Here is a 24,112-nt window from a genome sequence, read left to right as displayed (position 1 = left end):
ACATGAAAATCCTGATAGTCGAAGACGAACTGAAGACGGCGGATTACCTGCGCAAAGGCTTGGGCGAACAGGGCTGCGCCGTCGACGTCGCGCACAACGGCATCGACGGCCAGCACCTGGCCCTGGAACACGATTACGACGTGATCGTGCTGGACGCCATGCTGCCGGGCATGGACGGATTTGCCGTGCTGCGGTCGCTGCGCACCGTGCGGCAGACGCCCGTCATCATGCTGACCGCGCGCGACGGGGTCGAAGACCGCATCCGCGGCCTGCACGACGGGGCGGACGATTACCTGGTCAAGCCCTTTTCCTTTCTTGAACTGCTGGCGCGCCTGCAGGCGCTGACCCGGCGCGGCCGTGCCCAGGAGCCCGTGCAGTTGCGCATCGGAGACCTGCAGATCGACCTGATCAGCCGCAAGGCCTGGCGGGCGGGCACGCGGCTGGACCTGACCGCCAAGGAATTCGCGCTGCTGGCCGTGTTGGCGCGCCGCCAGGGCGAGATCCTGTCCAAGACGGCGATTGCCGAACTGGTCTGGGACATGAACTTCGACAGCAACGTCAACGTGGTGGAAGTCGCCATCAAGCGCTTGCGCGGCAAGGTGGACGCCCCGTTCGGCCGCCGCCTGCTGCACACGATCCGGGGCATGGGCTACGTGCTGGAGCTGCGCGACGACGGGGCAGGCCAATGAGGGGCCTGCGGTGAGGCGCCTATTGAAGGCGTCGCTGAAGGCGCGGCTGCTGATTCTGTACGCGGTGGCGGCGGCGGCGACCTTTGCGCTGACGGGCGTGGCGCTTTACGGCGTGCTGGACCGCCAGCTGGACCGCATCCAGCAGGACGCGCTGCGCACCACCGCGCAGGAAGTCGGCTATTCGCTGACCCGCAGCGTCGACCCCGAGCGCTGGGGGCGCTTCAAGACCAAGCTGGATACCTTGACGCCCGCCGACGGCAGCCTGCGCTTCTGGGTGCTGTCGGATGACCCCGCCTACGAATACGGCAAGGGGCTGGCCGACATCAGCAGCCTGGAGCGCCACCCCGACGGCTTTGGCAAGATCACCTTGCCGGACCGCGAGGATGCCTTGCGCACGCTGACCGTCACCGTGGATGCGAACCAGGCCCGCCCGCAGGTGCGCCTGATCGTCGGCATGGACTCGGCGCCCTACGCCCATACGCTGCGCTACTTGCTGTGGGCGATGGCGGGCCTGTCGCTGACGGCCATCCTGCTGATGGCGTTGCTGGGCTTCTGGGTGACGCGCGTGGGGCTGCGGCCATTGAACCGCCTGTCGGCCGAGGCCCGTGCCCTGCGGCCCAGTGCCTTGTCGCAGCGCTTGAGCATGGCCGAGCTGCCGGTGGAACTGGAAGACCTGGCAACGTCATTCAATGGCGCGCTGGCTCGCCTGGAAGACGCCTACAACCAGTTGGAAGCATTTAATGCCGACGTGGCGCACGAGATGCGCACGCCACTGACCAACCTGATCGGCCAGACCCAGGTGGCCTTGTCGCGCCGGCGCAGTTCGGACGACTTGCAAGAGGTGCTGCAATCGAACCTCGAGGAGCTGGACCGCTTGCGCGCCATGATCAACGACATGCTGTTCCTGGCGCGTGCCGACCAGGGCGAGGCTGCGACCGGCCGTATCCATGCGGTGCTGGCGGACGAGGTCGGCAAGACGGCTGAGTTCTTCGAATTCTTGCTGGACGAGGCCGGCATGCGCGTGCGCATCGACGGCGACCGCGAGGCCAGCGCGCTGATCGACACGGCCTTGTTCCGGCGCGCCGTGACGAACCTGTTGCAGAACGCGATCCAGTATTCCGCGCCGGGCGCCGAGATCGTGATCGACATCCTGCGGCGCGGCGACAGGCTGGAAGTGGCCGTCAGCAATGCCGGGCCGCCGATCGCGCCGGAGCATCTGCCGCACCTGTTCCAGCGCTTCTACCGCGTGGACGCGGCGCGCCGCGGCGATGGAGAGGAGCATAGCCACGGCCTGGGGCTGGCCATCGTGAAGGCCGTGGCCGCCATGCATGGCGGTGAGGTGTCGGCCAGCAGCGCGGACGGGACGACGCGCATTGCCTTCAGCGTGGACGCGCAGCCGCCGCGGCAGGCGGCGCACCGCTAGGCGGCGGGTGCGAACAGGCGGGCCAGTTCCAGTTTCTGGATCAGCAGGCCGGTCGCCGCGGCCAGGCGCGTGGCCGGCCGGTGGCGGGCGCTGGCCAGCACCAGGTTGTTGGTGATCTTGGGTGACCCGATGTCGCAGAGCGACAACGCGTGCTCGGCGGCCGGGCCGCGGGCAGCCGAGCGCGGCAGGATGGCATAGGCGTCGCCTTGCGCCGCGAGTTCCACGATGGTCTGCACGGCGTCGACTTCGGCGGCCACCTTCAGGCGCACGCCTTGGGCGCGGCAGACGCTTTCCACCAGCGTGCGGATGGCGTTGGGCAGGCTGGGCAGCACCAGCGGATAGTCGCCCAACTGCGCCACCGCGACCCGGGCAGGCAGCGGCGGCTGGTGCCCCATGGCAGCCGCCAGCACCAGGTCTTCGCGAAACAGCGATTCATAAGCCAGCTGGGGCGAGGGCGCCGGGTCGTACAGCAACGCCAGGTCTACCCGGCCAGCCAGCAGCCATTCGCGGACCTGCGCGCTCAGGCCTTCAGCCACCGCGATGGAGGCGTCGGGAAAGCTGCGGCGAAACGCCTGCACCAGGGGCGGCGTCAGCACGCGGGCAATGCGTGGCGGCAACCCCACGACAACCTTGCCGGTCGGCGTTTCGCGCAGGGTCTGCAGGTCTTCTTTGGCGCGCTCGGCCAGGGTCAGCAGGGCGCGGGCGTGCTCCAGAAACCGCAGGCCGGCTTCGGTGGGTTCGGCGCCACGACCGTTGCGGTACAGCAGGTGCTGCCCCAGCTCCAGTTCCAGCAGGCGAACCTGCCGGCTGAGCGTGGGTTGCGCCACGTCCAGCATTTCGGCGGCGCGCGAGAAACTGCGCCGCTCGGCGACCCTGACGAAGTACTCGATCTGCTTGAGGTCCATCGGATATTTAGTTTATCTATATCTGAAATCAAAGATATAGCATTGTTTGGCAGCCCGCAATCCGGGACGATGTCGTTTTCCCCGCAGGAACCGCCCGTGCCTGATTGCCGTCCCCCGCTTGCGTCACCCTCCCGCCCTCGCCACGCCTTGCCGCCTGGCGCTTGCGACACGCATTGCCACGTCTTCGGACCGGGCGACGTGTTTCCGTACGCCGAGGGCCGGTCCTATACGCCGCCCGATGCGCCGTACGCGAAGATGGCAGCGTTGCACGCCCATCTGGGCGTGGAGCGGGCCGTGGTGGTGCAGGCCAACTGCCATGGGGCCGACCACAGCGCCTTGCTGGATGCGCTGGCCCGAAGCGGCGGCCGGTACCGCGGCGTGGCGTTGCTGGGCGCGGATGCCACGGCGGCCAGCGTGAAGCAATTGCATGACGGCGGCGTGCGCGCCGCACGGTTCAATTTCGTGCCGCATCTGGGCGGCGCACCTGAACCGGCGGTGTTCGACCACGTCGTGTCCCTGATCGCGCCGCTGGGCTGGCACCTGTGCCTGCATGTGGACGGGGCGATGCTGCCGGACCTGTTGCCGCGCCTGCTGGCGCTGCCGGTGCCGTTCGTCGTGGACCACATGGGCCGGCTGAAGGCGGCCGACGGATTGGATTCGCCCGCGATGCGCGCGTTGCTGAGCCTGGCCGACGTGCCGCAGGCCTGGATCAAGGTGTCGGGCATCGACCGCATCGCTTCCGGCCAGCGTCCGTTCGCCGAAGGCATCCCGTTCGTGCGCGCGCTGGTTGAGGCCATGCCGGACCGCACCTTGTGGGGCACCGATTGGCCGCACCCGAACGTCGCGGGCGACATGCCCGACGATGGCGAACTGGTGGACACGTTCTTTGACGCGTGTCCCGATGCCGCGCTGCGCCAGCGCGTGCTGGTGGACAACCCGGCGCGGCTGTACGGATTCAAGTAGACGGCGCGGCCGTCACGGCAAGCAAAAAAACATTCCATTCAACGAGGAGACACCATGTTCAAGAAAATTCTCTCGGCCACCGTGCTGAGCCTGGCCGCGTTCGGCGCGGCGCACGCCGACGGCCCCGTCCGCCTGATCATCGCATTCCCGCCCGGCGGTCCGGTGGACCTGGTGGGGCGCGTGCTGGCCGAGCAGCTGGGCAAAGAGCTCAAGCAGCAGGTCATCGTCGAAAACAAGGCGGGCGCCAACGGCAACATCGCCGCGGCCTATGTGGCCAAGGCGCCAGGCGATGGCTCGGTACTGTTCTTGACCAGCGTGGGCGCGGTCGCGATCAGCCCGGCGCTGTACAAGGACCTGCCGTACGATCCGGTGCGCGACTTTGCGCCGGTCTCCAAAGTGGTGAACAACGCCACCGTGTTCGTGGTGAACCCGTCCAATCCGGCCACCGATGCCGCCGACTTCGTGGCGAAGTCGCAGGCGGCCAAGCAGTCGGTCGCGATCGGCTCGTCGGGCATCGGCAGCATTCCGCACCTGACCATGGAAATGTTTGCCGACGCCAGCAAGGCCAACGTGCTGCACGTGCCGTACAAGGGCGCCGCGCCCGTCATCAACGACGTGATGGGCAATCAGGTGGCCGGCTTCTTCGGTGACGTGCCGGGCCTGATCGGCCACATCCAGGGCGGCAAGCTCAAGCCCTTGGGCATTGCCGCGCCCACCCGCCATCCGCTGCTGCCGGACGTGAAGACGCTGGCCGAGCAGGGCATCGCCGGCGTGGAATCGAACAACTGGTACGGCATCGTGGCGCCGTCGTCCACGCCGGCGGCCACCGTCGACAAGCTGAACCAGGCGGTGCGTGCCGCCTTGGGCAACGAGGCCGTGCGCGCCAAGCTGGAGAAGTTCGGCGCCCAGGCCGCGGCCAGCTCGCCGCAGGAACTGGCCGCCCTGATCGCGTCGGACCGCGACAAGTGGACCGCGCTGATCCAGCGCAAGAACATCCGTCCGGAGTAAGCATGAGCGCAAGCCGAGTCTCGCCCGTCGTACCGGGCACCCGCCCGGCGCTGGCCACGCTGGAGGCGCGCATCAGCGCCGCGCGCGGCCGGATATCGCCGCTGTACCAGGTGTTGCTGAACAGCCCCGCCGTGGTGGAAGGCTGGGAAGCCATGCTGACCGCCATCCGCCAGAAGACGTCGCTGGCGCCACGCCTGCGCGAGCTGATCATCCTGCGAGTGGCGACGTTGAACAACGCGCCCTACGAGTTCGAGGCGCACGTGCCGCACGCGCTGGCCGGCGGCATGCCGCAGGCGGTGATCGATGCGCTGCGCAGCAACCCGGCGCCGGAGACGGTGCAAGGGTTGGCGCCGGGAGAGGCCGAGGTGCTGGCGCTGACCGACGCGATGACGCGCGATATCGAGGTGCCCGACGCGGTGTTCGCGCCTTTGCGCGCCCGCTACGACGACACGCAACTGGTGGAATTGACGGCGACGGTCGGGGCGTACAACATGGTGTCGCGCTTCCTGGTGGCGTTGCGCGTCGGCCATTGAAAGGAGAAGACAGTGCAGGAAACGGTATTGCTGGTGTCGCTGGGTGAACGCTTCGACGAAGCGCGCGCGGCGGACATGGCCCAACGCTTGACCGACGGGCTGGCCGGTGTTGCGGTCAGCGCGTTCGCGGCGGTGGAAGAAGAGGACACCTACGTGTACCTGCGTGGTGCGCGCGAGGCGTTGCCTGAAATCCAGGCGCGCCTGGCGGAAAGCTTTCCCGGCGCGCGGGCACGCGTGCTGCACAAGACGCTGGACCTGCCGGGCGCGTCAGCCGGGCAGGATGCGCCCTGGCACTACATCGTGGAAACCGACGTGGTGCCAGAGGCCGAGGCGGACCTGAACGCCTGGTACGACCAGGAGCATCTGCCCGGCCTGGCCTCGGTGCCGGGCACGGTGCGTGCGTTGCGCTACGAATGCCGCGACGAAGCGCCGCGCTATCTGGCCTGCTACGACTTGCACACCCGCGAGACCTTCGGCAGCCCGCCGTGGCTGGCCGTGCGCGCAACCGACTGGAGCAGCCGCGTGCGGCCGTCGTTCCGCAATACGCGCCGGACGATGTTCAAGAAGATCCTGTAAACCCAGCGGGCGGCAGACCCGACCGGAGAAGACATGATGATGAAGCAATTGCTGGCCGGCCTGGCGTTGTCGTGCGCCGTCGTGGCGGCGTCGCCCGCGTTGGCCGATGCGCCCCGGCGCGTCAATGTGCTGGTGGGTAACGGCGCCAATATTGAGGTGCTGGACCAGGGGCAGGGGCCCGCGCTGGTGCTGCTGCCGTCGCGCGGCCGTGGGGCCGAGGATTTCGATGAATTGGCCGCGCGCTTTGTGCAGGCCGGCTACCGCGTGCTGCGTCCGCAGCCGCGCGGCATCGGCGGCAGCACGGGGCCGATGTCCGGCATCGCGCTGCACGATCTGGCCGACGATCAAGCCGCAGTGATCCGCAACGTGGCGCGCCAGCCGGTGGTGATGGTGGGCCATGCCTTCGGTAACTGGGTGGCCCGCACGACCGGCGTGGACCATCCCGAATTGGTGCGCGGGGTGGTCATCGTCGCCGCCGCGGCCAAGCAGTACCCCAAGGGCTTGAGCGAACATGTGGACCGCAGCGCCGAGCTGTCGCTGCCCGACGCCGAGCGGCTGAAGTCCATCCAATACGCGTTCTTCGCGCCCGGCAACGACGCCCGCGTGTGGTTGAACGGCTGGTACCCCGAGGTCAGCGAAAGCCAGCGCCTGGCGGGCAAGGCCACGCGCCAGTCCGACTGGTGGTCGGGCGGGGCCAAGCCCTTGCTGGACCTGCAGGCGGGGCTGGACTTGTTCAAGCCGCCCGCCACCCGCAACGAGATCAAAGACGAATTCGGCAGCCGGGTGTCGGTCGTGGTGATCGACGGGGCAGGGCACGCCCTGGTGCCCGAGAAGCCGCAGGAAGTAGCCGACGCCATTGCGGCCTGGGAACGCACGCTGCGCTGATTGCCGCCTGCATCAAAAGCCAAGGGCCTGGATACCGCAAGATATCCAGGCCCTTTTTCCGTGCCGTACCGGGTTATTTGATCTGGCCCAGCAGCAGGAATTCCATCAGCGCCTTTTGCACGTGCAGGCGGTTTTCGGCTTCGTCCCAGACCACGCTTTGCGGGCCGTCGATAACTTCGCCGGTGACTTCCTCGCCGCGGTGGGCGGGCAGGCAGTGCATGAAGACGGCTTCGGCGTCGGCCGCGGCCATCATTTCGGCATCCACGCACCAGTCGGCGAACGCGGCGCGGCGTTCTTCGTTTTCGGCTTCGTAGCCCATGCTGGTCCAGACGTCGGTCGTGACCAGATGCGCGCCCTGGCATGCCTCCATCGGATCCTTGAACTGGCGCAGCACCTTGGGCGACGGCGTGCCGATGCGCGAGGCCTCAAGCTCGTAGCCGGCGGGCGTGGACACATGCAGCGTGAAGCCCAGCATTTCGGCGGCGTGCAGCCACGTGTAGGCCATGTTGTTGGCATCGCCCACCCAGGCGACCGTCTTGCCGGCGATGGGGCCGCGGTGCTCGATGTAGGTGAAGATGTCCGCCAGGATCTGGCAGGGGTGGAATTCGTTGGTCAGGCCGTTGATGACAGGCACGCGCGAGTGCGATGCGAAGCGCTCGATGCGGGTCTGCTCGAACGTGCGGATCATGACGATGTCGACCATGCGCGAAATGACGCGCGCGGTGTCTTCGATGGGCTCGGAGCGGCCCAGTTGGGAGTCGTTCGAGGTCAGGTTGATGACCGAACCGCCCATCTGGTACATGCCGGCTTCGAAGGACACGCGGGTGCGGGTGCTGGCCTTTTCGAACACCATCGCCAGCGTGCGGTCGTGCAGCGGCATATGGGGTTCGTATCGCTTGAACTTTTCTTTGATCAGGCGTGCGCGGTCCAGCACGTAAGCGATTTCCGCGGACGAGAAGTCCTTGAACTGGAGAAAATGCCGCAACGGGCCGTTTTGAGTCGTGGGAGGAGTCATGGTGATGTCGCAGGTCATTGGACCCGGCCAGGCTCGTGGCCCAGGCGGGACGTGGAATTGGAGGTTTCGGCCAGGAACTGTTGGATGAGCGGAACCAGCGTGCTGACGATCTGGTCCGCCTCTTGCTGGTTCAGGATCAGGGGCGGCAGCATGCGGATGACGCGGTCACGCGTGACGTTGATGAGCAGGCCGGCTTCCAGCGCGCGCAGGGCCAGCACACCGCAGGGGCGCGCCAGTTCGATGCCCAGCATCAGGCCGCGGCCGCGGATCTCGGTGACGCCGTCCGTGCCTGCCAAGGCACGACCGAGCGCTGCTTTGAGGTAGGCGCCCACGGTGTGGGCGTTGTCCAGCAGGTGCTCGGATTCCAGGGCGTCCAGCACGGCCAGCCCGGCCGCGCACACCAGCGGGCCGCCGCCGAAGGTGGTGCCGTGGCTGCCCGGGGTGAAGACGCCCGCGGCGGGGCCGGCGGCCAGCATGGCGCCGATGGGCACGCCGCCGGCCAGGCCCTTGGCCAGCGTCATGACGTCCGGCGTGATGTCCGCCCATTGATGGGCGAACCATTTGCCGGTGCGGCCGATGCCGGACTGCACTTCGTCAATCATCAGCAGCCAGCCGCGTTCGGTGCACAGCCGGCGTACTTCCTGCAGGTAGGCGATGTCCGACGGGCGGATGCCGCCTTCGCCTTGCAGCACTTCCAGCAGCACCGCCGCGGTGCGCGGCTCGGCGTCGCCGGCGGCGCGCACGGCGTCGATGTTGTTGTAAGCCACCTGGATGAATCCCGTGGGCAGCGGTTCGAAGCCCTTGCGGGCCTTGTCGCTGCCTGTGGCCGCCAGCGTGGCCAGCGTGCGGCCATGCCAGGACGAATCCATGGTGATGATGTGGGCGTGTTTGTTGCCGCGCTGGTAGGCGTAGTAGCGCGCCAGCTTGATCGCGGCCTCGTTGGCTTCCGAGCCGCTGTTGTTGAACGCGACTTCCTGCATGCCGGACAAGGCCGTCAGGCGGGCGGCAAGCGCCGCTTGCTGCGGCACTTCATAGATGTTCGACGTATGGATGACGCGCGCGGCCTGCTCGCTGATGGCGGCGACGAGTTTCGGGTGGGCATGGCCCAGGCACGACACGCCGATGCCTGCCAGCGCATCCAGATACTTGCGGCCTTCGGCATCCCACAACCAGACCCCCTGGCCGTGCGTGAACGCAACCGGCAGACGGGCATAGATATTGGCCAGAGACGAGGTCATTGCGGATCCTCCTGGGGGATTACCAAAATGCGCCCCTCGTGGGGCAGCAAGCCGAAGGTGCAGCGTGGGGCCCTTTGCCCCCCCCGGGGGGCAGCAAGCCGAAGGCGCAGCGTGGGGGCCCTTTTTTGTGACGTTTTCTGTAAGAAACGTCATTTGGAAGAGGGCAAAGGATCAATCATATACAATTCGCGGCGCAGGGCGCATGTTTGATCACGCCGAAGATCCGGCTTTCGTGAAAGGCGCGCTGTAGTGAAAGAACTCATGGCAACTCGCGTCAGACAATTCGTAATTCATGGCGTTACCGAAAGCGGTAGCCGATTCCGCCCCAGCGATTGGGCGGAGCGGCTCGCCGGCGTAATGGCACAGTTCCGGCCCGCCGGCTGTGCTGGTAACCACCTCACCTATTCGCCCTACGTGCTGCCCGTCGTCATCGACGGCGTGCGCGGAGTCGTGGTCGACCTGCGTTTGCGCGACCTGGAACCGCTGGCGTACAAGTTCGTGGTGGATTTCGCTCGCGACAACAACCTCAAGACGGAAGAACGCGAAATCTAGGCCCCAGAACCGAAAAGCGCCCCGACCGGGCGCTTTTCTCATTCTTGGGGGACACCTGCGCGCCCATCGGGCGGGTCCGCGCCTACGCGGTCCGTCCGTGCACGGCATCGCCGCGCCGCGTTCAGGTTCCGTAGCGGTCCAGGATCTTGCGGATGTCGCGCACACCCGAGCCGTCTGTGCTCAGCAGCGCCCGCGCGGTGACCGACTCCAGGTGATGCTCCAGCAGATGCAGCACGTGCTTTTCATCGCGCGCGCGCAGGCCTTCCACGATCTCCATGTGCTCGCTGACCGCGCATTCGCTTGAATGCGGGCGGCCGTAAAGCGCCAGGATCAACGAGCAGCGGGACACGATCTCGTTCACATAGCGGGCGTACACCGCATTGCCCGACAGCTCGGCCATCAGGATGTGAAATTCGCCTGACAGCCGGATGGATTCGTTCGTGCTGTTGCGCTTGCGGGCCTCTTCCTCTTGCGCCACGTGCTGCGCCAGGCGCGTCAGCCCCGCTTCGGTGATGTGCTGCAGCAGTCGGCGGGTGACGTCGCGTTCCAGGCAGCGGCGCGCCTCGAAGATGTCGTGCGCCTCTTCCAGGCTGGGGCGCGCCACCGCGGCCCCCCGGTTCGGCCGCAGATCCACCAGCCCTTCGCTGAACAAGCGCGTCAACACCCCCCGCACGATCGTCCGGCTGACGCCGAAGCGGTCGCCAATGACGTCTTCAGGCAGCTTGTCGCCCGGCAGCAAGGCCTGCTCGATGATGGCGCGGCGCAAATTTATGTATACGATTTCGCTGCGGTTTATGTCTTTCTTGGCGGGCTCGTTAGCCGGCGGCGCGAGAGGTTTCATCTTCTTCTTAGGCTCCTGTGCATGCGCGTTTTCATTGTGTTGGAAAGGTCCGGCATCCGCTGCCGGCGCGCACGGCGGGGTGTAGGCAAGCATACTACACCGGGCGGTAAGGGTTAGCGATAGCTTGAAGGTAGCAACCAAGCGCGTACATTGTCGGCATAAATCGTATACAAACATTTATACAAAAACGGTGCGTATGAGCCGAATGCTATGACTAGTTTGTATACAAACCGATAGAGGTTTATTCCATGTCAGCCATGCCCGACGCCGTCGCCATCGATCGGCCCGCTTTCACGCCGTACCGCCTGCTGGTGGTCAACGGCAACACCACTTCCGACCTGACCGTCAGCCTGGCCGCGCAGGCGCGCGCTTTCTTTGGCGGCGCCGCCGACGTGCATGCCGTCACCGCCACGTTCGGGCCCGCCTATATCGCCAGCCGCGTCGAGGCAGCTGTTGCGGCCCATGCGGTGCTGGAGACCGTTGAGCGCGAGGCGGCCCGGGCCGAGACGCCGTTCGACGCCTGCCTGCTGGCCTGTTTCGGAGAGCCGGGCATCGGCGCTGTGCGCGAATGCCTGCCCGTGCCCGTCGTGGGCATGGCCGAGGCCTCCATCATGGCCGCCATGCAGCGCGGCGACCGCTACGCCATCGTGACCGTGGGCCAGCGTTGGCCCGGCATGCTGCGCGAACAGATCCGCCAACTGGGGCTGGAGTCCCGCTGCGCCGCCATCATCGCCTTGCCCGGCAACGCGCTGGACTACGTGTCGCGTTCGCCCGAGTCGGCGGCCGAGGTCAGCCGTGCGCTGGACGCCGCCGTGGCGCAGGGCGCCGACGTGGTGATCGTGGCGGGCGCCGCCTTGGCCGGCTACCTGCCAGCCCTGCCGCGCCGGCCTGCCGTTCCCATCATCGATTCCTACCGCGCCGCCCTGGCGCAGGTGCTGGCCCTGGCTTCGCTGGACCGGGCCCAGCGCCTTTGCGCGGCGGCCTGATCCGGCCAGACCTGATCCGATTGCTTCACGCATTGCGCCGGGCCCGGTCCCGGCGACTTCAAACCGGTATTTCAGAACGATAGACAAGGGAGAGTTGCAGCCATGAAGACGTTGCTCAAATGGACCGCCGGGGCAGTGATCGCGCTGTCCGCCATCACCGGGGCCTCCGCCGCCAACACGCTGAAGTGGGGCGCCGCGCGCGATCTGGATTCGCTGGATCCGTATTCCTACGGCAGCACCTTCAACCTGGCGTTTCTGAACCACGTGTACGAAGCGCTGATTCGCTACGACGACAAGTTCAACATCACGCCCGCGCTGGCCGAGTCCTGGGAAGCCACGTCGCCCACTGTGCTGCGCTTCAAGCTGCGCCAGGGCGTGAAGTTCCACAACGGCGCGCCGTTCACTGCCGACGACGTGGTGGCCTCGATGACCCGCGTGTCGGACGACGCCTCACCGCTCAAGGGCAACCTGCCCGCCTTCAAAGCGGTGCGCAAGGTCGATGACTTCACCGTCGATATCGAGATGACGCATCCGTACCCGCTGATGCTCAACGACCTGACCAACATCTTCATCTTCAACCGCCAGTGGCTGGTGGATAACAACAGCACCAAGCCGACGGATGCCGCGAAGAAGGTCGAAGGCTACGCCACGCACAACGCCAACGGCACCGGTCCGTTCAAGGTGGAGTCGTACCGCCCGGATACGCGGACCGTGCTGGTCGTGAACAAAGACTGGTGGGACAAGCCCCGCCACAACCTGGACCGCATCGAGTTCACGCCCATCGCCTCGGCCCCGACGCGGGTAGCGGCCCTGCTGTCAGGCGACATCAATTTCACGGAAAACGCGCCGCTGCAGGACTTGGACCGCTTGCGCGCAGCGCAGAACGTGAAGGTGCTGGCGGCGACCGAATTGCGCACGCTGTACTTCGGCTTCAACCTGGGCGACAAGCTCGTCGGTTCCAACATCACCGACAAGAATCCGCTCAAGGATCTGCGCGTGCGCCAGGCGCTGTACATGGCGCTGTCGCCCGACCTGCTGCAAAAGCGCGTGATGCGCGGCTTGTCGCGCACCACGGGCGCGCTGGTGGCCCCGTCCATTCCGGGATACGAGGCCAAGCAGGAAGAGCGGCTGCCATTCGATGCGGCCCGCGCCAAGAAGCTACTGGCCGATGCCGGCTACCCCGACGGCTTCACACTGTCTTTGCTGTGCTCCAACGACATGTTCGTGAACGAGGAAGAACTGTGCCAGGCCGCCGCCTCGATGTGGGCGCGGATCGGCGTGAAGGCCACGCTGGCCAGCGGCCCGCGTTCGCTGCAGAACCCCAAGCGCTCGCGCGGCGAGTTCGACATCACCATCCACGGCTGGGCCAACGAGCCGCAGATCGACGCCTTGTCGATCCTGCTGCAGGTGATGCACAGCCGCACGGGCCCGGCGGGCGTCTTCAACTGGGGCCAGTGGGGCGACGCCGCGCTGGACGCGAAGATCGATGCCGCCGCCGCCGAGATGGACCGCCCGAAGCGTATCCAGATGATGGCCGAGGTGTTGCAGACGCTGCATGACGACGTGCGCTTCCTGCCGCTGCATCAGCAGCCCATGGCCTGGGCGGTGGGCGCGAACGTGGGCGAAGTGCTGCAGATGCCGGACAACAAGGCGCGGCTGTGGAACGTGCGCATGCAGTGATGCGTGCCTGAGCGGGCCGCCGCGCGCCAGCGTCGGGCGCGGCGGCCCTGAGTCTGAGATCGGGTCTGAAGGGAGCCGCACATGCTGGCATTCATTGTTAGACGGGTTTTCAACGCGGTTGGCGTGATGCTGGCGGTGGCGTTGCTGGCCTTCGTGATTTTCCGTTTTGTCGGCGACCCCGTCGACATGATGTTGAACGAGCAGGCCTCGCAGACGCAGCGCGACGAACTGCGCGAGCGGCTGGGCTTGAACGCGTCGGTGGGCATGCAGTTCGTGCACTTCGTGACCAATGCGGCGCAAGGCGAGTTCGGCATTTCCTATCGCAACCAGCAGGACGTGTTCGCGCTGGTGGCCGAACGGTTTCCCGCCACCTTCGAACTGGTGATGATGGCCACGCTGCTGTCGCTGGTCATCGGCGTGCCGCTGGGCGTGCTGACGGCCATCTACCGCAAGTCGCGGGTGGCGCAGGCCCTGCAGTTCGTGTCCATCCTGGGCATCTCGCTGCCCAGTTTCGTGGTGGGCATCATGCTGATCCTGATATTTTCGGTGCAACTGGGCTGGCTGCCCGGTTTCGGCCGCGGCGATACGGTGAAGATCGGGTGGTGGTCCACGGGCCTGTTGACGCCTTCGGGCCGCGCGGCGCTGGTGCTGCCGTCGATCACGCTGGCGCTGTTCCAGATCACGCTGATCATGCGGCTGGTGCGGGCCGAGATGCTGGAGACGCTGCGCACCGAGTTCATCAAGTTTGCCCGGGCCCGCGGCCTGCCGGACCGCGTGGTGCATTTCCGGCTGGCACTGCGCAACTGTCTGATGCCCGTCATTACCGTGACGGGCATGCAGATCGGCAACCTGATCGCGTTCGCGCTGATCACGGAAACCGTCTTCCAGTGGCCGGGCATGGGGCTGCTGTTCATCCAATCGGTCATGTTCGTGGACATCCCCGTCATGGCCGCCTATCTGGTAATCGTGTCCTTCATCTTCGTGGCACTGAACACGCTGGTGGACATGATGTATGGCGTGGTCGATCCGCGCCTGCGCAGCCAGCACGTCAAAGGAGGCGCCAATGCTCACTAAACCTTTTTCGGGCGGCGCGCAGAGCCGGCTGTCGCGTTTCCTGCAAAGCGACCTGTGGTGGAGCCTGCGGCACGACTACGTGGCGATGGGCGCGGGCATCGTGCTGCTGGTGGTGGTGCTGCTGGCCCTGTTCGCGCCGTGGATCGCGCCGCAGAATCCCTATGACCTGGCGCAGCTGGACTTGCTGAATGCCGAACTGCCGCCCTTCTGGGTGGAGGGCGCCGACCCGCAGTTTCTGCTGGGCACGGACACGCAGGGCCGCGACGTGTGGTCGGCCATCCTGTATGGCTCGCGCATGTCGCTGGTAATCGGCCTGGCGACGGTGGTGCTGTCGCTGGCGATCGGCCTGCTGGTGGGGTTGGCGGCCGGCTATTTCGGCGGCTGGATCGACAACGCGCTGATGCGGGTGGGCGATACGCTGTTGAGCATCCCCACGATTCTTGTCGCCATTCTGGTCACGGCGGTGTTCCGGCAGCTGCTGCCGCCGGGCCTGCGCGAAACGCTGTCGTCCGTGATCCTGATCTTGGCCATCTCGATGACCAACTGGGTGCAGTACGCCCGCACGGTCCGGGCGTCGGCGCTGGTCGAGCGCGGCAAGGAATACGTGCAGGCGGCGCGCCTGATCCGGGTCAGCCCGTTGCGCATCATGCTGACGCACATCCTACCCAACACGCTGACGCCCGTCATGGTCACCGCCACGCTGAACCTGGGGCTGGCCATCCTGATCGAGGCGACGCTGAGCTTTCTGGGCGTGGGCATGCCGCCCACCGAGCCGTCGCTGGGCACGCTCATCCGCCTGGGCAACCAGTTCCTGTTTTCGGGGCAGTGGTGGGTGGTGGTCTTCCCCGCGCTGTATCTGAGCCTGATCGTGCTGGTGGTGAACCTGCTGGGCGACTGGCTGCGCGACGCCCTGAATCCCCGTTTGCGCTGAAGGCGCACCGTTTCAATAGAGGTCAAGCATGGAAAACGCAACGCTGTATACCCAAGTGCGCCCGGCCGGCGGCGAGCTGACGTCGGTGCTGGTGCGCGATGGGCGCATCCAGGCGCTGGGCGGCGCGGCCCCCGCCGGCGTGCCGGTGGTGGATGGCGGGGGCGCCCTGTTGCTGCCTGGGCTGATCGACGCCCACGCGCATCTGGACAAGACGATGTATGGCATGCCCTGGTATCGCAACGAGGTGGGGCCGCGGCTGATCGACAAGATCGAGAACGAGCGCGCCGAGAAAAAGCGCCTGGGCATCGACCCGTATCGGCAGTCGGCGCGGCAGATCGTGATGTCGATCGCCGACGGCACCAGCCACATCCGCAGTCACGTGGACGTGGATACGGACATCGGGCTTGCGGCCATCGAAGGCGTGATGCGCGCTCGCGAGCAGTACCGCGACCAGATCGACGTGGAACTTGTGGCCTTCCCGCAAAGCGGGCTGCTGATCCGCCCGGGCACGCTGGAACTGATGGACGAGGCCCTGCGCATGGGGGCGGAAGTCGTGGGTGGGCTGGACCCGGCCGGCATGGACCGCGACCCCAAGGGGCATCTGGACGCCATCTTCGGCCTGGCCGACAAGCACGGCAAGCCGATCGACATCCACCTGCATGAGGCCGGCGAACTGGGCGCGTTTTCGATGCAGATGACAATCGACCGCGTGCTGGCGCTGGGCATGCAGGGCAAGGTCACCCTGTCGCATTCGTTCTGCCTGGGCATGACGGACACACAGGCCGTGCAGGCGCTGACCGATGGCCTGCTGGAGGCGGGCGTGCACATCATGACGACGGGATCCGCATCGCGTCCCGTGCCCAATGTGGCGCGCCTGCGCCAGGCCGGCGTCACGGTCTGTACCGGCAACGACGGCATGCGCGACACCTGGGGCCCCTACGGCAAGCCCGACATGCTGGAACGCACGATGCTGGTGGGCTTGCGCAACAACTTCCGGCGCGACGACGAACTGGCGCTGGCGCTGGACGTGGCCACCTACGGCAACGCGCGCGTCATGAATCTGGCCGACTACGGCCTGGCGCCCGGTTGCCATGCGGACTTCGTGCTGGTGGACGCCGAAACGGTGGCCGAAGCGATCGTGTCGCGGCCCGTGCGCAAACTGGTCGTCAAGCGGGGCCGCGTGGTCGCCCGCGACGGCCGCGCGCTGGTGGAGGCGCCCTGATGCGCGCCGCCGAAGGCCCGATCCTGCTGACTGCCCGCTGGGTGGTCGGCCATGAAAACGGGCGGCACTGCCTGTACGAGAACGGCGAAGTCGTCTTCGAAGGCAACCGCATCGTCTATGTCGGCCATCGCTATCCGGGGCAAGTCGCGCGCCGTCATGACTACGGCCGCGCAATGATCGGCCCGGGCTTCGTGGACCTGGACGCGCTGTCGGACCTGGACACGACCATCCTGGGTTTCGACAATTCTCCCGCCTGGCGCAAGGGCCGCATCTGGCCGGAAACCTACATGAAGCAGGGGCCGTACGAGATGTACACCCCCGCCGAACTGGCCTTCCAGAAGCGCTACGCCTTCGCGCAGCTGATCCGCAACGGCATCACCACCGCGTTGCCCATCGCGTCTCTGTTCTATCGCGTCTGGGGCGAGACTCGCGACGAATTCCTGTCGGCCGCCAACGCGGCTGGCGAACTGGGGCTGCGCGTGTACCTGGGGCCGGCGTACCGCAGCGGCCATACCTATGTGGATGGCGACGGCAAGATCCGTTGCCATTACGACGAGGCGCGTGGCATGGCCGGCCTGGCCGAGGCCGTGGCGTTCTGCGACGAGATCGAAGGCCGCCACGACGGCCGCGTGCGCGCCATGCTGTCACCCGACCGCATCGAGACCTGCACGCCAGGCCTGTTGCGCGCATCGGCCGCTGCCGCGCGCGAGCGCGACATCCCGATCCGGCTGCATTGCTGCCAGTCGCGCCTGGAATACGACCTGGTGCTGGAGCAGCACGGCATGAGTCCGCCCGAGTGGCTGCAAAGCCTGGATTTCCTGTCCGAACGCGCCTTGCTGCCGCACGGCACCTACGTGTCCGGTTCCCGGCACATCGACCGGCCGGGGCGAGACATCGAAATCATCCGCGACGCGGGCGCCAGCATCGTGCATTGCCCGCTGGTGTCGGGACGCCACGGCGCAACGCTGGAGTCGTTCGCACGCTACCGCAAGATGGGGGTGAACATCGGCATGGGCACCGACACCTGGCCGCCCGACATGGTGTTGAACATGCAGGTGGGAATGATGCTGTGCCGGGTGGTCGAAGGCTCCACCGAAGCCGTGCGCTCGGAGGACTATTACGACGCCGCCACGGTCGGCGGCGCCGATGCCCTGGGCCGGCCCGACCTGGGCCGGCTGGCGGTGGGCGCCAAGGCCGACATCGTCGTGTTCGACTTCTCGCACGACCGCAACGGCCCCATGATCGACCCGATCCAGACGCTGATGGTCAGCGGCAGCGGGCGCGACGTGTCGCAGGTGATCATCGACGGCCGCTTCGTCATGGTGGACGGCCATATCGCGGGCTTCGACGCGCGCCTGGCGCAAGAACAGGCGCAATCGCAGTTCGACGGCGTGATCGCGCGCTACCCCGACCGCACCTGGGGGCATCCCCCGGTCGACCAGATTTTCTCTTCCAGCTATCCGCGTCCCGCAAGGAGCCCGTCATGATGGCAATCCTACCGCGCCCGGCTGCGCCAACGGCCAACGCCGCACCCGCCACGACCCCGACCTTGTCCGTGCGCGGGCTGTCGGTGGAATTCCCGACCCGCCACGGCATCCTGGTGGCCACGCGCGATATCAGTTTCGACATCCAGCCCGGCGAAATCCTGGGCATGGTGGGCGAGTCCGGCGCGGGCAAGTCCTTGACCGGCATGGCGGTGATCGGCCTGCTGGAGCCGCCCGGACGCCTGGGCGGCGGCGAGATCCACCTGGCGGGCAAGCGCATCGACAACCTGCCGCCCAAGGCGCGCCAGCGGCTGCGCGGCAAGGAAATCGGCGCGATCTTCCAGGATCCGCTGACTAGCCTGCACCCCTTGTTCACGGTCGGCGACCAACTGGTCGAAACCATTCGCCACCACGACAAGTGCTCCGCCGCCGCGGCGCGCGCCCGGGCGCTGGAATTGCTGTTGGCCGTGGGGATCCCGGCGGCCGACAAGCGCATCGACCACTATCCGCACCAGTTCTCGGGCGGCATGCGCCAGCGCGTGGTGATCGCGCTGGCCCTGGCGGCCCGGCCTGCGCTGATCATCGCGGACGAACCGACGACCGCGCTGGACGTGTCCGTGCAGGCGCAGATCACGGCGCTGCTGCGCCGGCTGTGCCGGGAACAAGGCACGTCGGTGCTGCTGGTGACCCACGACATGGGGGTGATCGCCGAGACCGCCGATCGCGTAGCCGTGATGTACGCCGGCCGCATCGTCGAAATCGGCCCGGTGCTGGACGTGCTGCGTCGTCCCGGCCACCCCTATACCCAGGGCCTGATGAACGCCATCCCGGGCCTGCGCCAGCGTGCCGCCCGGCTGAACCAGATCGACGGCGCCATGCCGCGCCTGCACGCCATGCCCGATGGCTGTGCGTTCCATCCCCGCTGCGCCCAGGCCGGGCCACGCTGCGCGCAGACCCGCCCGCCGCTGGCCGCGTCCCCCGCAGGCGCCACCGTCAGCGCCTGCTGGCTGCATCAAGGAGGAGTCGCTCATGCCGCGTAACGATGACCTGCTGCTGCGGGCCGAAGACCTGGCCTGCTGGTTCGACGTATCGCCGCCCTGGCTGGAACGCACGCTGTCGCGCCAGCCCGAGCAAACGCTGAAGGCGGTGGACGGCGTGTCCCTGGCGGTGCCGCGAGGCACCACGCTGAGCATCGTGGGCGAATCCGGCTGCGGCAAGTCCACGCTGGCCAAGCTGCTGGTGGGCCTGGTGGCCCCCACACGCGGCAAGCTGGAGTACGGCCGCAACCGCACCGGCGGCGTGCTGCATCCCCAGATGATTTTCCAGGACCCCTATGCCAGCCTGAACCCGCGCTGGCGCGTGGGCAACATCGTGGCCGAACCGATCATCACGCTAGGCCTGCGTAGCACGCCCGCCGACACGCGCCGGCGGGTCGATGAACTGCTGGAACTGGTCGGCCTGTCCGCCAGCGACGCCGGCCGCTTCCCCCACGAGTTCTCGGGCGGCCAGCGCCAACGCATTTCGATCGCGCGCGCCTTGGCCACCGAAGCCGAGTTCCTGGTCTGCGACGAACCCACTTCCGCGCTGGACGTGTCGGTGCAGGCGCAGATCCTGAACCTGATGGGCGACCTGCAAAAGGAATTCGGGCTGACGTACGTGTTCATCAGCCACAACCTGTCAGTCGTGCGCCACGTGTCCGACAGCGTGGCGGTGATGTACTTGGGCAGGATCGTCGAGCAGGCGGCCGCCGACCAGTTGTTCGATTCGCCGCAGCATCCGTATACGCGGATGTTGCTGGATACGATTCCAGACCTGGAAGACCCCAGGCGCGACCGGGAACCCATGGGCGGCGAAGTGCCGAACCCGATCCAGCCGCCGGCGGGGTGCACGTTTCATCCCCGCTGTCCGGATGCCCGGGAAGAGTGCCGCGTGGAAGTGCCGGAGGTTAGCAGCGTGGGTGGGCGGCAGTTACGGTGTCATGCGGTGAGGTGGGAGAGGGGGGCGGTGGCGGCTTAGTGGGGTGTGGGGTTTGGTGGCGGTTGTGGTGTTCTTTTGACGTCTGGCGTGTGGGTGGCCTGGGGCGCGCGGGTCAACGATTGCGGTCCGGAGCCTTCGCTCCGGACTGCCCCGTCGTCATCCTCGTGGCGGCCTGCGGCCGCTGCCTTCGGATTCCCTCGGGCTTATCGACTCCCCGCGCGCCCCAGGCCACCCAAGCGCCAGACTCCAGCAGCTGTGCCCTGACGTCAGCCGGGGAGGGCGGCGTGCTTGGGGTTCCCACCAACAGCGGGTGGTGGTGGAAGATCTTGCGGGGCCGCTCCATGCCGGCCGCGCGGGCGGCCTCGTGGAGCTTACGCAGCGTCTTGCGTCGTGGCTTTTTGCGCTGCGCGTGTGGGTGGGGCTGTTGATCGCTTTCGTAGGATGGGTGGAGTGCGTTCGGGTAGGCCGACGAACGCCGGTGCGCGCCGCACGAAACCCATCATCGGCGCAGGTGCGTGCCAATGGGGTTCCCATGACAGGTATCGTCGATCATGACCGCATGATGGGTTTCGCGCGTTGGGCACTCTCATCCTGATGCCGGACTTGTCGCGCTACACCCATCCTACCGATGACGATGGGGCCGTAAGATGAGCGACAGTGGTGGCGCGACGCGACAGTCTCCCCATTAGACGGGTGGCGCGCGTGCACGTCGGGCCAAGCACGCGGCTGCCTGCCGCGCGCCACCCGTCGCTCCACCCCCAATGACTACGGGAACCCAGAGAAACCGACTCGTCACCCGCGCGCAAGCGACCACCGTGCGACGCACCACCAACGCGTATGCCGATTACGCCCGCCCGCGCGGGCGCAATCGGCGGGCCCCGCAGCACTCGTCAGTCATCCCACCCCTAGCAGCGGACCAATCCAAGACGCCGGCAGCCCGTCGGCGGTGGCGCCATGGCTGCGAGCAACCTCGATGCGCCCGAGGGAATCTGAAGGGAAGGCCGTAGGCCTGGACGAAGATGACAACGGGGCAGTCCGGCGCCTGCGCGCCGGACCGCAATCGTGGGCGCGAGTGGCCATGGCGCCCCCGCCGATGGGCGACCGACGAAGCGCTCATCGGCCGCGGCCTAAAACCAATCGCGACCTACGAAGCCCCTCCGACCGCGGCCTATGAATCCCCCCCCATCACTTCCCGTAAACCAAATCCCTCAACCCTAAAGACAGTCCCGGCCAATAAGTAATCACCATCAAGCAAACGATCACGACACCCACAAACGGAATCAACGGCTTGATCAATCGCTCAAGCGGCAACTTCGCCACCGCGCACGCCGCGAAAAGATTCACCCCGAACGGCGGCGTAATCATCCCCAACGCCAGGTTCACCACCATGATGATCCCGAAGTGCACCGGATCCACCCCGAACTGCAGCGCCACCGGCAGCAGCAACGGGGCCAGCACCACGATCGATGCCGACGTTTCGATGAACATCCCGATCACGAACAGCGCCGCGTTCACGCCCATCAGGAACGAGAACTGCGTATCGAACAGCTGCGACAGCCAGACGCCCAGCGCATCCGGGATGCCTGCGCGGTTCAAGAGGAAGCTGAAGACGCCCGCGTTGGCGATCACGAACATGATCACGGCCGTGGACACCACCGACTTGTGCAGCGTCTCGGACAATTGCTTGAAGCTCAGGCGGCGGTAGATGAACTTGCCCACCACCACCGCGTACATCACGGCCACCACCGACGCCTCGGTCGGCGTGAAGACGCCGCCGTAGATGCCGCCCAGGATGATCACGGGCATCAAGAGCGCCAGCCAGGCGCTCTTGAACGCCGGCCACAGCGGCAGGCGGCCTTCGCCGTCGCGCTTGCCCAGGTTGTTGCGCTTGGCGTAGAACCACACGTAGAACATCAGCGCCACGCCGATCAGGATGCCGGGCATGACGCCGGCGATGAACAGTTCGCCGGTGGACGTATCGGTGGACACCGCGAACAGGATCATCGGGATCGACGGCGGGATGATCACGCCGAGTTCCGCCGCGCTGGCCTGCAATGACGCGGCGAACGGGGCCGGGTAGCCGTGCCGGATCATCGCCGGGATCAGGATCGCGCCCACGGCGAACGTCGTGGCCACGCTGGAACCGGCGACCGCCGCGAAGATCATGCACGTCAGCACGCAGGTGCAGGCCAGGCCGCCCTGGATGCCGCCGACCACGCTCTTGGCGAATTCGACCATGCGTTCGGAAATGCCGCCGGCTTCCATCAGGTTGCCGGCCAGGATGAAGAAGGGAATGGCCACCAGCGGGTACTTGTCCAGCGCGGCGAAGAGCTGCTGGGCGACGACCACCCAGGGTAGGCCGGTTGCGCCGACGCCCGCCAGGCTGGCCAGCCCGATCGACACGGCGACCGGCACGGACAGCCCGAAGAAAATCAGCATCGAGACAATCATTAATTGGGACATGGCGATATCTGCTGCTCAGGTTCGGTAGGGGGCGGCTTAGCCTTGCGCGTCGTTGCGCACGGGCACGTCTTCTTCTTCGCCGGCGCACCAGCGGGCCAGCACGGCGATGGCGGCAAGCGTCGCGCCAACGGGGATCGCCAGGTAGATCCACGAAATCGAAATATCCAGGCTGGGCACGGTCTGGAACCGCACGCGGTAGGTCATGTTGCCGCCGATCCAGGCCAGAAAGCCCAGGAAACCGGCGCAGGTCAGGCCGATGATGGCCTCAAGCACGCGGCGTTTCGTGCCGCCCAGCAGGTTGCGCAGCAGTTCCACGCTGATCATGGCGCCGTGGCGGAAGGCCAGGGCCACGCCCAGCAGCACGGTCCAGATCAGGAGGGCGCGGGTCAGCACCTCGCTCCAGTCGGCGGGCGAATGCAGCACGAAGCGGGCAATGACCTGGTAGAACGCGGCGGCGGCGGCCGCCACCAGCAGAAGTTGGGCAAAGACCGAGACCAGCTTGAAAAGGCCGCGGTCGAAAGCGCATAGCAAACGCATGATGAATCCCGTTAGCGGTGGGCGCGAAGGAGGGGGACGGCAAGCGGCGGGATCATGATCCCGCCGCCCATGCCGCTCTCCTGGGGAAGAGTCCCGGTTACTTGGTGTCGCGGATCGAGTCGATCAGCTTCTTGTCGAACTTCTTGTAGTACTCGGGGTAGGCGGGTTCGACGGCGGCGGCGAACGCGGCGCGATCCACCTCGGACACTTGCATGCCTTCCTTCTTCAGCTGCTCGACGCCCGTCTTCTCGATGTTGTCCACGTAGCCGCGCATGGCCAAGGCGGAGTCCTTGCCTGCCTTGTCGAAGTTGGCCTTGTCGGCGGCCGACAGGCCGTCATAGACGTTGGACGACATCAGCACCAGGGCGGGGCCGTACACGTGGCCCGTCAAGGACAGGTACTTCTGCATTTGCGACAGCTTGGCCGACGTGATCACCGACAGCGGGTTTTCCTGGCCGTCGATGGTGCCTTGCTGCAGGGCGGTGGCCACTTCGGGCCAGGCCATGGGCGTGGGCAGGATGCCGATCTGGCGGAAAGCCGTGATGTGGATGGGGTTTTCCGTGGTGCGGATCTTCAGGCCCTTGGCGTCGGCCGGCGTCTTGACCGGGCGCACGTTGTTGGTCAGGTGCCGAAAGCCCTGCTCGCCCCAGGCAAGCGCGACGATGCCCCGGCTGGGGAACTTAGCCAGCATGTCCTGGCCGATCTTGCTGTCGAGCACCGTGCGGGCGTGCTGCAGGTCGCGCAGCAGGAAGGGGATATCGAAAACCCCAGTCTCGGGAACAAAATTGAGGGTAGCGCCTGTCGAAACGATGGCCAGGTCGATGGTGCCGATCTGCAGGCCTTCGATCACCTCGCGTTCACCGCCCAAGGCGCTGTTGGCGAATTGCTGTACCTTGTACTTGCCGCCAGAAGAGGCCTCGATGGACTTGGCCAGGGCGTCGGCGCCCGCGCCGTAGTGCGACGAGGTCGACAGGGCGTAGGCCATCTTCAGGGGGGTCTGCGCTGCCGAGGGCAGCGAGGTGGCGGCCGCGCAGGCGGCCAGGATCGTGGCCGCAAGCCAGGATTTACGCATTGTCTTCTCCGGTTTTAGGTATCTTTATGGGCGGCTTTGCCTCCCGCTCCGGGATGAT

General features: G+C 66.8%; 23 protein-coding genes. 16 read left to right on the top strand and 7 right to left on the bottom strand.

The window, feature by feature from the left end; all coding sequences use genetic code 11:
* Positions 1-2 precede the first annotated feature (2 nt).
* Positions 3-689, top strand: a complete 687-nt coding sequence (locus AC27VE_RS19605) for a heavy metal response regulator transcription factor (protein WP_280030046.1) — start codon at positions 3-5, stop codon at positions 687-689.
* Positions 690-711: 22 nt separating this feature from the next.
* Positions 712-2,112, top strand: a complete 1,401-nt coding sequence (locus tag AC27VE_RS19600) for a heavy metal sensor histidine kinase (RefSeq protein WP_488704744.1) — start codon at positions 712-714, stop codon at positions 2,110-2,112.
* Here the strand turns inward: AC27VE_RS19600 and AC27VE_RS19595 are convergent.
* Positions 2,109-3,017 (bottom strand): LysR family transcriptional regulator, encoded by a 909-nt coding sequence (locus tag AC27VE_RS19595; protein WP_488704739.1) that lies wholly within the window; start codon positions 3,015-3,017, stop codon positions 2,109-2,111. The genes AC27VE_RS19600 and AC27VE_RS19595 overlap by 4 nt on opposite strands.
* Positions 3,018-3,113: 96 nt before the next feature.
* Here AC27VE_RS19595 and AC27VE_RS19590 point away from each other — a divergent pair, with 96 nt between their 5' ends.
* Genes AC27VE_RS19590 through AC27VE_RS19570 form a run of 5 tightly spaced genes read left to right on the top strand, consistent with a single transcriptional unit; the run spans position 3,114 to position 6,982 of the window.
* Complete coding sequence (locus AC27VE_RS19590; RefSeq protein WP_488704738.1) at positions 3,114-3,980, top strand: amidohydrolase family protein; 867 nt, start codon at positions 3,114-3,116, stop codon at positions 3,978-3,980.
* Positions 3,981-4,034: 54 nt separating this feature from the next.
* On the top strand, positions 4,035-4,988 hold the full coding sequence (locus AC27VE_RS19585) for a Bug family tripartite tricarboxylate transporter substrate binding protein (RefSeq protein ID WP_006224921.1): 954 nt from the start codon (positions 4,035-4,037) through the stop codon (positions 4,986-4,988).
* A 2-nt stretch (positions 4,989-4,990) separates the two neighbouring features.
* A complete protein-coding gene (locus AC27VE_RS19580) occupies positions 4,991-5,521 on the top strand; it encodes a carboxymuconolactone decarboxylase family protein (RefSeq protein WP_006224920.1) in 531 nt (176 codons plus the stop codon).
* A 12-nt stretch (positions 5,522-5,533) separates the two neighbouring features.
* Positions 5,534-6,097: a DUF4286 family protein gene (locus tag AC27VE_RS19575; protein ID WP_280030051.1), complete on the top strand. Its 564-nt coding sequence runs from the start codon at positions 5,534-5,536 to the stop codon at positions 6,095-6,097.
* Positions 6,098-6,130: 33 nt separating this feature from the next.
* Positions 6,131-6,982, top strand: coding sequence for an alpha/beta fold hydrolase (locus tag AC27VE_RS19570; protein ID WP_488704737.1), 852 nt, complete (start codon positions 6,131-6,133; stop codon positions 6,980-6,982).
* 73 nt (positions 6,983-7,055) lie between these two features.
* Here the strand turns inward: AC27VE_RS19570 and argF are convergent, their stop codons facing one another.
* Both argF and AC27VE_RS19560 read right to left on the bottom strand, forming a co-directional pair.
* Positions 7,056-7,997, bottom strand: coding sequence for an ornithine carbamoyltransferase (argF, locus tag AC27VE_RS19565; RefSeq protein WP_006224917.1), 942 nt, complete (start codon positions 7,995-7,997; stop codon positions 7,056-7,058).
* A 14-nt stretch (positions 7,998-8,011) separates the two neighbouring features.
* Positions 8,012-9,235, bottom strand: coding sequence for an aspartate aminotransferase family protein (locus tag AC27VE_RS19560; protein ID WP_488704736.1), 1,224 nt, complete (start codon positions 9,233-9,235; stop codon positions 8,012-8,014).
* Positions 9,236-9,496: 261 nt separating this feature from the next.
* Between AC27VE_RS19560 and AC27VE_RS19555 the strand changes: the two genes are divergently transcribed.
* Positions 9,497-9,787: a DUF3579 domain-containing protein gene (locus AC27VE_RS19555; RefSeq protein ID WP_006224915.1), complete on the top strand. Its 291-nt coding sequence runs from the start codon at positions 9,497-9,499 to the stop codon at positions 9,785-9,787.
* Positions 9,788-9,908: 121 nt separating this feature from the next.
* On the opposite strand, the gene AC27VE_RS19550 is transcribed toward AC27VE_RS19555, so the two are convergent.
* On the bottom strand, positions 9,909-10,628 hold the full coding sequence (locus tag AC27VE_RS19550; RefSeq protein ID WP_488704735.1) for a GntR family transcriptional regulator: 720 nt from the start codon (positions 10,626-10,628) through the stop codon (positions 9,909-9,911).
* 248 nt (positions 10,629-10,876) lie between these two features.
* On the opposite strand from AC27VE_RS19550, the gene AC27VE_RS19545 reads away from it, so the two are divergent.
* The 8 genes from AC27VE_RS19545 (at position 10,877) to AC27VE_RS19510 (ending at position 20,021) form a co-directional block, all read left to right on the top strand.
* Entirely contained in the window at positions 10,877-11,614 is a 738-nt protein-coding gene (locus tag AC27VE_RS19545; protein WP_006224913.1) for an aspartate/glutamate racemase family protein, read from the top strand.
* Positions 11,615-11,716: 102 nt separating this feature from the next.
* Complete coding sequence (locus tag AC27VE_RS19540; RefSeq protein ID WP_488704734.1) at positions 11,717-13,294, top strand: ABC transporter substrate-binding protein; 1,578 nt, start codon at positions 11,717-11,719, stop codon at positions 13,292-13,294.
* An 81-nt stretch (positions 13,295-13,375) separates the two neighbouring features.
* Positions 13,376-14,368: an ABC transporter permease gene (locus AC27VE_RS19535; protein WP_006224911.1), complete on the top strand. Its 993-nt coding sequence runs from the start codon at positions 13,376-13,378 to the stop codon at positions 14,366-14,368.
* Entirely contained in the window at positions 14,358-15,299 is a 942-nt protein-coding gene (locus tag AC27VE_RS19530; RefSeq protein ID WP_088590640.1) for an ABC transporter permease, read from the top strand. The genes AC27VE_RS19535 and AC27VE_RS19530 overlap by 11 nt, the downstream gene beginning before the upstream one ends.
* Before the next feature lie 28 nt (positions 15,300-15,327).
* Positions 15,328-16,521 carry an amidohydrolase family protein gene (locus AC27VE_RS19525; protein ID WP_454676412.1) on the top strand — a complete coding sequence of 398 codons (1,194 nt, stop codon included), beginning with the start codon at positions 15,328-15,330 and terminating at the stop codon, positions 16,519-16,521.
* A complete protein-coding gene (locus AC27VE_RS19520) occupies positions 16,521-18,008 on the top strand; it encodes an amidohydrolase family protein (protein ID WP_488704733.1) in 1,488 nt (495 codons plus the stop codon). The genes AC27VE_RS19525 and AC27VE_RS19520 overlap by 1 nt, the downstream gene beginning before the upstream one ends.
* A complete protein-coding gene (locus tag AC27VE_RS19515; RefSeq protein ID WP_488704732.1) occupies positions 18,005-19,045 on the top strand; it encodes an ABC transporter ATP-binding protein in 1,041 nt (346 codons plus the stop codon). The genes AC27VE_RS19520 and AC27VE_RS19515 overlap by 4 nt, the downstream gene beginning before the upstream one ends.
* Positions 19,035-20,021 carry an ABC transporter ATP-binding protein gene (locus tag AC27VE_RS19510; protein ID WP_006224906.1) on the top strand — a complete coding sequence of 329 codons (987 nt, stop codon included), beginning with the start codon at positions 19,035-19,037 and terminating at the stop codon, positions 20,019-20,021. Before AC27VE_RS19515 ends, AC27VE_RS19510 begins: the two co-directional genes overlap by 11 nt.
* Before the next feature lie 1,146 nt (positions 20,022-21,167).
* Here the strand turns inward: AC27VE_RS19510 and AC27VE_RS19505 are convergent.
* The 3 genes from AC27VE_RS19505 to AC27VE_RS19495 form a co-directional block, all read right to left on the bottom strand.
* The gene (locus AC27VE_RS19505; RefSeq protein ID WP_315140600.1) at positions 21,168-22,445 is read right to left on the bottom strand and encodes a TRAP transporter large permease; all 1,278 of its coding nucleotides are present in this window, start codon (positions 22,443-22,445) and stop codon (positions 21,168-21,170) included.
* Positions 22,446-22,481: 36 nt separating this feature from the next.
* Positions 22,482-22,982: a TRAP transporter small permease gene (locus AC27VE_RS19500; protein WP_315140598.1), complete on the bottom strand. Its 501-nt coding sequence runs from the start codon at positions 22,980-22,982 to the stop codon at positions 22,482-22,484.
* A gap of 97 nt (positions 22,983-23,079) precedes the next feature.
* A complete protein-coding gene (locus AC27VE_RS19495; RefSeq protein WP_315140596.1) occupies positions 23,080-24,054 on the bottom strand; it encodes a TRAP transporter substrate-binding protein in 975 nt (324 codons plus the stop codon).
* Positions 24,055-24,112: the final 58 nt, after the last annotated feature.

The organism is Achromobacter sp. 18P8.1.1 (assembly GCF_057799415.1).
Note: the sequence above shows the minus strand (reverse complement) of the source record. Positions and strands in the feature narration are given on the sequence as shown.